Consider the following 9,791-nt stretch of genomic DNA (forward strand, 5'->3'; position numbering starts at 1 on the left):
CCCTGGCCGCCTCGATGCCGCCCGGCCCGGCCCGCGAGGAGCTGGCCGCGCTCGCCGCGACCGACGACGACGCCCGCGCGGCCTACCGGCAACGGATCGCCGCGCCGCGCCGGACGCTGCTCGAGCTCTGCGAGGAACACCCCGAGGCCACGCTCGGGTTCGCCGAGTTCCTCGACCTGCTGCCCGCGCTGCGCCCGCGCTACTACTCGATCTCCTCCGCGCCGGCCGCGGCGGAGGAGGCCTCGCTGACCGTCGGGGTGCTCGACGAGCCCGCCCGCTCCGGGCAGGGCCGCTACCGCGGGACCTGCTCGACGCACCTGGCCGCGGTCCCCGAGGGCGGGACGGTGTTCGCCCTGGTCCGCGAGCCCTCGATCGCGTTCCGACCGCCGGAGAACCCGCACCGGCCGATGATCATGGTCGGGGCGGGGACCGGGATGGCGCCGTTCCGCGGGTTCTGCCAGGACCGGGCGGCGCTCGCGGGGCGGGGGGTGCCGGTCGCGGAGTCGCTGCTGGTGCTCGGGTGCCGCGACCCCGAGGACGACCTGCTCTACGCCGACGAGCTGGCCCGCTGGGACAAGGACGGCATCGCGCGGCTGGTGACGGCGTGCTCGCGGGTGCCCGGCCACCCGCACCGCTACGTCCAGCACGCGCTCGAGGCCGAGGCCGACGCGGTGTGGGAGCTGCTGCAGGCCGACGCGGTGGTCTACGTGTGCGGCAACGCTGCCACCATGGCCCCCGGGGTCCGCGCCGCGCTCACCGCGGTGTTCCGGGCCAGGACCGGCACCGGCGACGCCGACGCCGAGGCCTGGTTCGCCGGGCTGCGCGCCGGCGGCCGCTACCTCGAGGACATCTGGGGCGAGACCGCCGTCGTGTGAACCGTCCTCAGCCGAAGCGCGCCAGCAGCCACCCCGCGAGGGGGCCTCCGACCCGGGCCGGGAGGACCTCGAAGACCCGGGACACGAGCCCGTTGAACCCGCCGTCGATCACGTCCGGGGCGGTGCCGGACAGCGCGTCGAGCGCCGTCCTCGCCACCTGCTCCGCGGTCCGCGTGCCGTCCGGGTTCATCGCGGTCCTCGTCGCCCCGGGGCTCACCGAGACGACCCGCACCCCGCTGCCGCGCACCTCCGCCCACAACGCGCGGCTCAAGGCGACCACGTAGCTCTTGGACGCCGCGTAGGCGGCGAGTCCGGGCGCGGGCATGTACCCCGCGACGCTGGCCACGTTCAGCACGCTGCCGCGCCCCCGCGCGACCATCTCCGGGAGCAGGAGGGCGGAGAGCTCGGTGAGCGCTGTGACGTTGAGGTCGAGCATGGCGCGCAGGTCCGTTGCATCGGCGTCCACGAGCGCTCCCCCCGGCGCGACGCCGGCGTTGTTCACCAGCAGCTCCACCTCACCGACCTGCTCGACGAGCTTGCGCGGCGCCGACGGGTCGGCCAGGTCGAGGGCGATCGTCCGGGCCGTCCCGCCCCGGGCGCGGACGGCGGTGGCCGCGTCCTCGAGGGCGGGACCGTTGCGTCCGACGAGCACGACGTCCGCGCCGTACTCGCCGAGCCGCTCGGCGATCGCCCGCCCGATCCCGCCCGACGCTCTGGTCACCAGGGCGGTACGCCCCCGCATCTGCGCTGCTGTGGTCATGCCACGACGCTAGACCTTGACATTGACGTGAACGTCAAGGTGCGATGGCGACGTGCGGATCGGTGAACTCAGCAGGCTCACGGGTGTGAGCACCCGGTCGCTGCGCTACTACGAGGAGCAGGGACTCCTCGTGGGCGAGCGGCTGCCCAACGGGTACCGCGACTACGCGCCCGATGCCGTCGACACGGTCGCCTTCATCCAGGACCTCTTCAGCGCCGGCCTCCCGTCGGACATCGTCCGGGACGTGCTCCCCTGCGCCCACGGCGAGCGCCCGCCCGGGGACTGCGCCGCCCTGTTCGCCCGCGCCCAGCGGGTGCGGGCCGCCCTGGTCGAGCAGGAGGAGCGGATCGCTCAGCGACGACGCACGCTCGACCAGTTCCTCGCGAAAGGGTCGGATCCGAGGGCGGCTCGGGTGTAGGAGTCGACGAGTGCGCGAGACGCGGCACCCGACGTCGTGCAGTGGTTCCTCGCGCCGAACACCGGCTCGAAGGCCGCTTCCCGATACCAGCTGCGGCCGCTGGCCCGAGCTCGTCCCCTACGCCGAGCGCGGCTACTCGGCCGGCCTCGGAGTCCGAACGGAGGCCGGCCGGCGCGTCAACGGCTCCTCCTCCGACTTCGCAGGCCGCGGCGCCGTCCGCATGCCTGGGCGAGGGCGGCGCTCACGCGTTGAGGACGCGGTGGACCCGAACGGCTGCGGCGAGTTCGCTGCTGCGCGACAGGACGCTTCGCCCCAGGGCTTCTTCGATCCCGTGGATCCGGTAGGCGACAGTGCGGTCGCTGACGTGGAGAACCGCCGCCGTTGCTGCGGCGTTCAGGCCGGAGCGGAGGTAGGTGTCCAGGGTCTCGAGCAGCAGGCGGCTCCTGGGGTCAGTCGCGGTGAGCGGGCCCAGCTCGCGGTCGACGAAGTGGCGCGCGGCGGGGACGTCGTGCAGCAGCGCCGCCTCGAGCGCGACGTCGTCGTACCGGGTGACGAGCCGGGGCAGGTGCCTGGCGACCCGGTGGGCGGCGAGCGCCTGCTCGTGACTGCGGCGGAACCCCGAGATTCCCCACGCTGGTTCGCCGACCGCGTACCGGGTCCGGTCCCGGGCGCGGGTGAACAGCTCGACGTGGTGTGTGCGGCCTTCGCGACGCGGCGCCGAGCCAAGCCACGCCCACACGGTGTCGGCGGTCATGGCGACCGTGAGCAGTCGTCCTTCGAGCCGGCGGGCGAGGTCGCGGAGAGAGGCGTCGGCCTCCGGTCCGGTGGCGACGACCGCGAGGTGTTCCTGCTCGAGGCGGTAGCCGAGTTCCGTGCTGTCGATGTCCGCCCCCGCGAGCACGTCGCGCACCAGCTGGACCCGCCGCTGGATGCTGCTCCGGCTCACTCGTTGGCACTCTCTGCCGTACTCGGCCGACACCTCGCCCACGACCCGGTCCACGTAGGCGAACAGGTACTTCGACCCGATCAGTGTTGCGCTGTGTCGCTGCATCGAGGACAGGTCCAGCTCCTCGATGAGGGCGAAGAACCGCTCGAGGACGACCGCGTGCCCGATCCGGTAGGTGTGCAACAGCGGTTCGAGTGCGATGTCGGCCCTCGCGGTCGCGCGCGCCACGTCCGTGGCTTCGGCGGGAGAGTGGGTCGGTGGCTGCCGGTCGTCGCCGAGCGCCTCCAGCGCGACGCGGATGTTGCCGTAGCACGATCCACGTAGTCCGTCCGCGAGCTCGGGTCGCGATGCCGTGTCGAAGTCCGGCGCCTCGTCGCGCATCCGCACGAGCATGGTGGCGACCAGGTCATCGATCTCGTCGTGCAGTTGACCGGCGACGACACGGAGCGTCCGGTCGATCCCGGTCGCCGTCATCGTATCCACCTCAGCTCGTTCCGAGACGCCGACCGATCGATGCTAAGGGCGCGGGCCTTTCGGCGAACCGCAAATTCCGACCGGAACTCTGCGGGTTCCGCATGGCGACCCGGTCGGGCGCGGCGTGAGGCTGCCTACGTCGAGAACGACGCCCGCCGAGAGGTTCGCCGGTGCGATGACCCGGCCACCGTCCGAATTCGGACGGTTCGGTGGCGGCGCCTTCTGCGACATCGGGCGTTCGAGATCACGAACCACGAGGTCAGGAGATGGGTGTGTCGACGACGAGCCATGCTGTCGAGGTACTGCGTCCTGGGCACGACCGTTACGAGGCGGCGACGAGGGGTTTCTACCGAGCCGCTCGTCCGGGGCTGCTGGTCCGGCCCCGAGGCCCCGACGAGGTCGCGGCCGTGCTCGCCCGTGCCGCACGCGACGACCTCCGGGTGTCGGTGCGATCGGGCGGGCACAGCCCGCTCGACCACGGCTCCGACACGCGCGAGCTGATGATCGACCTGGCACGTCGTGACGACGTCGAGGTCCTCGACGCCGCGCGCCGCCTCGTACGCGTGGGTGGCGGCGCGACGTGGGGTCAGGTGGCCGCGAGGCTCGACCCGCTCGGATGGGGCATCAGCGCCGGTGACACCGCCGGCGTGGGTGTCGGGGGCCTGACCCTGGGTGGCGGTGTCGGCTGGATGGTCCGACGGGACGGCCTGGCCATCGACAACCTCGTCGGCGCTCGGGTGGTGACCGCAGACGGCCGGCTCGTAACCGCTTCCGAAGGCGAGAATCCCGACCTGTTCTGGGCGCTGCGCGGCGGCGGCGGCAACTTCGGCGTCGTCCTCGACTTCGATTTCGTCGCGCAGCCGGTCAGCACCGTGAGGTTCGGGACGGTGGCCTACCGCCTCGAGGACCCGGCCGAGCTGATCGGCCGGTGGCGAGACGTGATGCACGCTGCGCCGGACGAACTGTCCAGCACGCTCGCGCTGCTCCCGCGAACGCCCGGCACGCCGCCCGCGGCGGCAGTGCTGCTTTGTCACGCCGGTGACCCCCGCACGGTGGTTCCGTACGCCGACGCGGCCATCGAGCCGCTGCTGGGCATCGGCACGGTGACCGGGACGAGCATCTCGTCGTGCCGGTACGCCGGGATCCTCGAGAATGCCGCACCCCCGGAAGGGATTCAGCTCGTCGTACGCAACGCTCTGATGACGAGCCTCGACGACGCCGCGGTCGCGGCCATCACCCGCTTCCACGCCGGACCGGTCCCGGCCGCGGTGGCCGTGCGGAGTCTGGGCGGAGCGTTCGGCCGGGTCGCTGCCGACGCGACGGCCTTCGCTCATCGTGACGCCGAGGCGATGGTGGTCGGAGCGCTGATGGTCCCGGGCACGGCGGGCGAGCCCGAAATCGAACAGGCACTCGTCCCCTGGCGCCCCGTCGCCGCGCGAGGCTCCGGCACCTACATCAATTTCCAGGGTTCGGCGACGCCGGAGGACCTCGCGGCGGCCTACCCACCTCGGACCCATGCCCGTCTCTCGGCGGTCAAGGACGCCTACGACCCCGACAACCGGTTCGCCTGCAACCACAATATCCGGCCGGCCGGCCGGACAGGCGCGCGGCGCCACACCGATCCCAGGAGCGAGGAATGACCACCAACCCGACGACGAGGCGGATCGCCACCGAGCTCGAGGGCTCGATCTCCCTGTTTCCCGTGGCCGACCTGAGCGACCCGTTGACCGCGCGCCGCACCCTCGCTGCTCTCGCCGCCGCTGCCCCGGCGCTCGACACCGCGGGCATCGAGATCGAGGACCGGACGGTGCCCGCCGCGCCGGACGTGCCGATACGGATCTACCGTCCGCGCGAAGCGCACGGCGCCCTACTCTGGTTGCACGGTGGCGGGTTCGTCATGGGCGACCTGGAGACCGAGCACCCGTGGGCCCTTCGACTCGCCCTGGGCGCGAGAGCGGTGGTGATCTCGGTGGACTACCGCCGAGCGCCCGAGCACCGTTTCCCCGCAGCCCTCGACGACGCCTACGCCGCGATGGCGTGGATCGCGGTCCACGCGCCCGACCTGGGTGTCACGCCCGAACGCATCGCGGTCGGCGGCCACGCCGCCGGCGCCGGAATCGCCGCCGCGGTGACATTGCGGGCCCGTGACCAGCACGGACCAGCAATCAGATATCAGTTGCTCAACCAACCTCAGCTCGACGACGCGCAGAACACCTGGTCGGCGCGCACTTTCACCGACACACCGTTCATGACGCGCGACAAGGTCACGGCTTCCTGGCGGCACTACCTGGGCTCCGCCCTCGCCTCCGCGTACGCCGCTCCGGCCCGGGCGAACGATCTCTCCAGCCTGCCCCCGGCTTACATCTCGACCGCCGAATTCGATCCGAACCGCGATGAGGCGATCGAGTACGCGCAGCACCTGCTGCAAGCCGGTGTGCCGGTCGAGCTGCACCAGTGGGCGGGCACGTTCCACGGTTCGCAGGCGGTCGTGGCCGCCGACGTGTCCCAGCGCCAGACGGCCGAGCTCGGCGCCGCGCTGCGCCGCGGCCTCGGCGGATGAGCACGCCACCCGATCCCCTCTCGCCGCGTCCGACGCGGTCACCCCCTGCAAGGAGCCATCGATGTCCACCACGCGCCCGTCATCGACGACGGCGCGGTCCCGGACCACGCCGTCGTCTACACCCCCACGGTCTCGGCAGGCGGTCCGCGCCATGGTCGTCGGCCTCGTCCTCACCCTGGTCGCCCTTGCCGCGCCGGTCGTCGACCAGATGAGCGCCGGCGACCTCGCCGGGCACGTGGGATCCGTCTACGCCGGTACGGGAGTCGCCGCGCCCGCGGCCTCGGCGATCACCGCCTACCTGGTGAGCGTCGAGGTGCTCGGAGGGCTGTCCTGGGTAGGGGCCATTCGAGCGGTCCGCCGAGGGCGGGATCGTGCCCCGGTCCTGGCCGCCGCCTTCCTGGTCCTCGGCACCGCGCTCGCCGTCGTCGACATCACGGTGACCGAGTACGGCCGGCCGATCCTGCCGGCGTGGCTCGGCGTGCTCGGACTCCTGCCCTCTCTGCCCGGACTCGTCGCGGTCGTCCTGCTGTGGCGGCGCCGCGCGGGGACGCTCGCGGGCGCGCACGAGGACGGCGTGAGCGATGCGTGACCTCACGCACGTGCGTACCGCGGACCGACGAGGGAGCCACCGGTGAACCGACGGGACCGGATGGCGACGGCCACGATCGCGATCGAGGCGAAGCCCGCGTCGACGATAGCGCTGCTGGCCGACGCTGCCCGCATCCCGCAGTGGATGCCGGCATTCGGCGGCGCCGTGCGGGTCGAGGACGGAAGCGCCTGCCGCGTGATCGAGGCCGGCCGGCGAGTCTCCCTCCGGGTCGCGGTCGACCTCGCCGGCACCGTGGACTTCCTGCCCGTCGTGGCGCCCGGAGTCGACGGAGGGGCCCACTTCCACGTCGCATCGCGGCCCGGCGGGGGCAGCGTCGTCGACATGAGCGTGCCGGTGGCCGTGGACGAGGACCCCGCGGTGGCCGCAGTCACGCTGCGCGCCGAACTGACGGCGCTGGCCCGGTCGCTCGCGAGCCGGCCACGATGACCATCGGCTGGCGGGTCGGGGTCGCGGGTGGCGCGGTCATGGGCGTCGCGTTCGGAATGGCGCGCTACGCCTACGGGCTCACGCTTCCGGCAATCCGGCGCGCCCTGGACCTGCCGGAGCTCGTCCTCGGGCTGATCGGGAGCGCCACGTTCGCGGGTTTCCTGATCTCGCTGCTGGCCGCTCCCGCACTCGCGAGGTGGAGAGGAGCGCGAGCTCCCACCATGGTCGGCGGCGCCAGTGCGGTCGTCGGATGTGCCCTCGTCGCGGTGGCCCCCTCGTCGAGCGTGCTCGCGCTCGGCGCTCTGCTCGCCGGGAGCGCGGCCGGGTGGGTGTGGGCCTCCTACGCCACGATCGTGGCCGCCGTCGCTGCTCCGCAGCAGCGGCCTCGGCTGTTGGCCGGCATCACGACCGGGGCCTCCGCCGGCCTCGTCGTCGTCGGCGGACTCGCCCTCGTCGTCGACTCGTGGCGGTGGACCTGGGGCTGCATCGCCCTGGCCGCCGCCGCGGCGACCGCGGTCAACCGCTGGGGTGTGCCGCGCTTGCCGCCGGCCCCTCGGCCTGCGCACGGACGTCGCGGACTGCGACGTGCCGCCGGTCTCGCGTCGCCGATCGGGTACGCCGTCGTGCTGTTCGTCGGTGCGACCACGTACTTCAGCTACGCCACCGACGCCGCCCAACGCGGCGGCCTCGGCGCAGCGGCCGGCCCCGCGGTCTTCGTCCTGGTCGGGGTGGCCGGCTTCACCGGTCTCGGCGCCGGTGCTCTGAGCGGTCGTACCGGAGGGAGAGCGGTCGCGGTCACGGCGCTCGTCCTGCTCAGTGTCGGCCTCGCGCTGCTCGGTCTCGGCGCGGGTTCGTTGACGGCCGTGCTCGTGTCGGCCGCGCTCTTCGGAGGCGCCAACACCCTCGGGTCCGCTGCGCTGCCCATCTGGACCGGCACGCTGGTCCCTGACGATCCGGGGGCCGCGCTCACCGGCGCCTTGGTCGTCGGCTCGGTGGCCGCCAGCCTCACCCCGGCGGTGATCGGTGCCCTCGTCCCGACCACAGGCCTTCGGGGTGTCCTGGTCGGCGCCGCGGTTCTCGTGGCGACGGCCGCGGTGGTGCTCCGACTCGCCCCGGCACCTCCGACTCCGGTTGCGTGAACGAGAGACTCGTCTGCCCGGGACGGCCACCGACCAGGCCGCCCGGAGTGCTGCGAGCCGCCGTGCCCGGTCAGTCGAGGTCCAGGCGTCGGGTGACGACGTCCTCGGCGACGGTGTGGAGCGGGAGGCCTCGACGGCGGGCGTAGTCGCGCAGTCGCCGGAACGCCTGCTTCGGGGTCTCGTGGTAGTCGCGGGCGAGGTAGCCCTTGGCCTGCTCGATGATGATGCGGCTCTCCAGAGCGCCTTCGAGCTGATCCTGTACCGCCGCGTGGGAGCGTTGTGCGCGGTGGTGCACGAGGCTCAGCGCCGCCACGGTTGCGAGGCACTGCGCGACGGCGACGTCCGCCTCGCCGAGCGGCCCGGCCTGGGTACGCAGCAGCGTGAGCCCGCCGACGACGTGGTCGTCGGAGCACAGGGGGATGCCGTAGGCCGAGCGGAAGCCCAGGTGACGGGCCTTCGCGGTGAAGGCGCGCCACCGGCACCGGTCGAGGTCGAGGTCCACCGAGAAGACGATGGCGTTGGTGCGGTAGCTCTCCGCGCTCGGCCCGTCGTCGACCCGCCCCGCGAACAGCTCGATGTAGCGGCTGTCCTCACCGCAGGTGGCGATGGTCCCGAGCGCCCCGGAGTCGTCGGCGATGTGGACGCTGGCGGTGTCGGTGTCGAGCAGGTCGACGCTGTTGGCGGCGAGGCTGTAGAGCAGCTCGGAGACGTCGAGTCCGGGGCCGGTGGTGCCGGCGACGTCGGTGATGGCCTCGACCAGCCGTCGTTCCCGGGGCAGAACGCTCATTGCTCACCCGACTCGACGAACAGCTCGGGCCCCCGAAGGGAGGTCAGCAGACGGCGGGGGCTCGGCCGTCGCGACTCACTGTGCGCGCCTCGTCGTGCGGTGTCGACTTCTCGGACCGCGCATCCATCCAGGGCCTCAACGTCGACTCGCAGACGGCACAGGCCACCCCGCCGTTCGGTCCGTCGGCACATGCCTTCCCGCGTGGGGTCCCTCCCCCGCCTGGACCCGCAGAGCCCCGGCTCAGGGGGTCCCGGGGCCGTTGTCGTCGGTCGTGGGATCCCGCAGGATGAGCGAGCCCTGCCGGGCCCACAGGCGACGGTTGGTCCAGGAGATGACGTCGTCGAATTCACGGGCGGCGCCGGTGGTCGCGCGGGTGTCGATGATCAGGTGGGTCGCGCCGGCGCGCATGGCCCGCTCGACGACCTTCCGCAGCCGGACCGCGAGGTCGTTGCTGCGCGGCCCGCTCACCGAGACGTGGGCCTTCTCGCGGCTCCGCCACCGCAGGACGATGCGCCCGGTCACCTCGCCGTTCGCCTGCACCGGCACGGCGGGGACTCGGGGAGCCGAGTTCGCGGCGGGGCGCCACTCGGCGAGTACTGCGAGCGCGGCAGCGTGCAGCGACACACCCGTCAGGACCGCGTGGTCGCGCAACACGACGGCGCTGTCGTCGGCGGCGAGCCCGCGCAGCCTGCCGATCAGCAGGTACGCCCGACGGATGTCGCGTGTGGCTTGGAGATCGGTCTTGTCAGGGCGGGCCATCGTCGTCCCCTCGGCCTGAGCCCTGACTCGTTCACGG

Annotated in this window: 11 protein-coding genes; 7 read left to right on the plus strand and 4 right to left on the minus strand. The window is 73.0% G+C overall.

What is annotated here, in order from left to right; translation table 11 throughout:
* Nucleotides 1–875, plus strand: an 875-nt coding sequence (locus tag AC0CYZ_RS07850) for a ferredoxin reductase domain-containing protein (protein ID WP_472213990.1), incomplete at its 5' end; no start/stop codon positions are given.
* 7 nt (nucleotides 876–882) lie between these two features.
* Here the strand turns inward: AC0CYZ_RS07850 and AC0CYZ_RS07855 are convergent.
* Complete coding sequence (locus AC0CYZ_RS07855; RefSeq protein WP_472213992.1) at nucleotides 883–1,635, minus strand: SDR family NAD(P)-dependent oxidoreductase; 753 nt, start codon at nucleotides 1,633–1,635, stop codon at nucleotides 883–885.
* Nucleotides 1,636–1,687: 52 nt separating this feature from the next.
* Here AC0CYZ_RS07855 and AC0CYZ_RS07860 point away from each other — a divergent pair, with 52 nt between their 5' ends.
* Entirely contained in the window at nucleotides 1,688–2,053 is a 366-nt protein-coding gene (locus AC0CYZ_RS07860) for a MerR family transcriptional regulator (RefSeq protein WP_472213994.1), read from the plus strand.
* A 241-nt stretch (nucleotides 2,054–2,294) separates the two neighbouring features.
* Here the strand turns inward: AC0CYZ_RS07860 and AC0CYZ_RS07865 are convergent, their stop codons facing one another.
* The gene (locus AC0CYZ_RS07865; RefSeq protein WP_472213996.1) at nucleotides 2,295–3,473 is read right to left on the minus strand and encodes a PucR family transcriptional regulator; all 1,179 of its coding nucleotides are present in this window, start codon (nucleotides 3,471–3,473) and stop codon (nucleotides 2,295–2,297) included.
* 266 nt (nucleotides 3,474–3,739) lie between these two features.
* Here AC0CYZ_RS07865 and AC0CYZ_RS07870 point away from each other — a divergent pair, with 266 nt between their 5' ends.
* The 5 genes from AC0CYZ_RS07870 (at nucleotide 3,740) to AC0CYZ_RS07890 (ending at nucleotide 8,208) form a co-directional block, all read left to right on the plus strand.
* The gene (locus AC0CYZ_RS07870) at nucleotides 3,740–5,113 is read left to right on the plus strand and encodes an FAD-binding oxidoreductase (RefSeq protein ID WP_472213998.1); all 1,374 of its coding nucleotides are present in this window, start codon (nucleotides 3,740–3,742) and stop codon (nucleotides 5,111–5,113) included.
* Nucleotides 5,110–6,033, plus strand: coding sequence for an alpha/beta hydrolase (locus AC0CYZ_RS07875; protein WP_472214000.1), 924 nt, complete (start codon nucleotides 5,110–5,112; stop codon nucleotides 6,031–6,033). The genes AC0CYZ_RS07870 and AC0CYZ_RS07875 overlap by 4 nt, the downstream gene beginning before the upstream one ends.
* A gap of 61 nt (nucleotides 6,034–6,094) precedes the next feature.
* The gene (locus tag AC0CYZ_RS07880; RefSeq protein WP_472214002.1) at nucleotides 6,095–6,622 is read left to right on the plus strand and encodes a hypothetical protein; all 528 of its coding nucleotides are present in this window, start codon (nucleotides 6,095–6,097) and stop codon (nucleotides 6,620–6,622) included.
* 42 nt (nucleotides 6,623–6,664) lie between these two features.
* Nucleotides 6,665–7,069 (plus strand): hypothetical protein, encoded by a 405-nt coding sequence (locus AC0CYZ_RS07885; RefSeq protein WP_472214004.1) that lies wholly within the window; start codon nucleotides 6,665–6,667, stop codon nucleotides 7,067–7,069.
* Nucleotides 7,066–8,208, plus strand: coding sequence for an MFS transporter (locus tag AC0CYZ_RS07890; protein WP_472214006.1), 1,143 nt, complete (start codon nucleotides 7,066–7,068; stop codon nucleotides 8,206–8,208). The genes AC0CYZ_RS07885 and AC0CYZ_RS07890 overlap by 4 nt, the downstream gene beginning before the upstream one ends.
* A 70-nt stretch (nucleotides 8,209–8,278) precedes the next feature.
* Here the strand turns inward: AC0CYZ_RS07890 and AC0CYZ_RS07895 are convergent, their stop codons facing one another.
* Together AC0CYZ_RS07895 and AC0CYZ_RS07900 are read right to left on the minus strand one after the other, a co-directional pair.
* A complete protein-coding gene (locus AC0CYZ_RS07895; RefSeq protein ID WP_472214008.1) occupies nucleotides 8,279–8,995 on the minus strand; it encodes an ANTAR domain-containing protein in 717 nt (238 codons plus the stop codon).
* A 240-nt stretch (nucleotides 8,996–9,235) separates the two neighbouring features.
* Nucleotides 9,236–9,791, minus strand: a 556-nt coding sequence (locus AC0CYZ_RS07900; RefSeq protein WP_472214010.1) for a hypothetical protein, incomplete at its 5' end; no start/stop codon positions are given.

It is taken from the genome of Actinomycetospora sp., assembly GCF_055612215.1.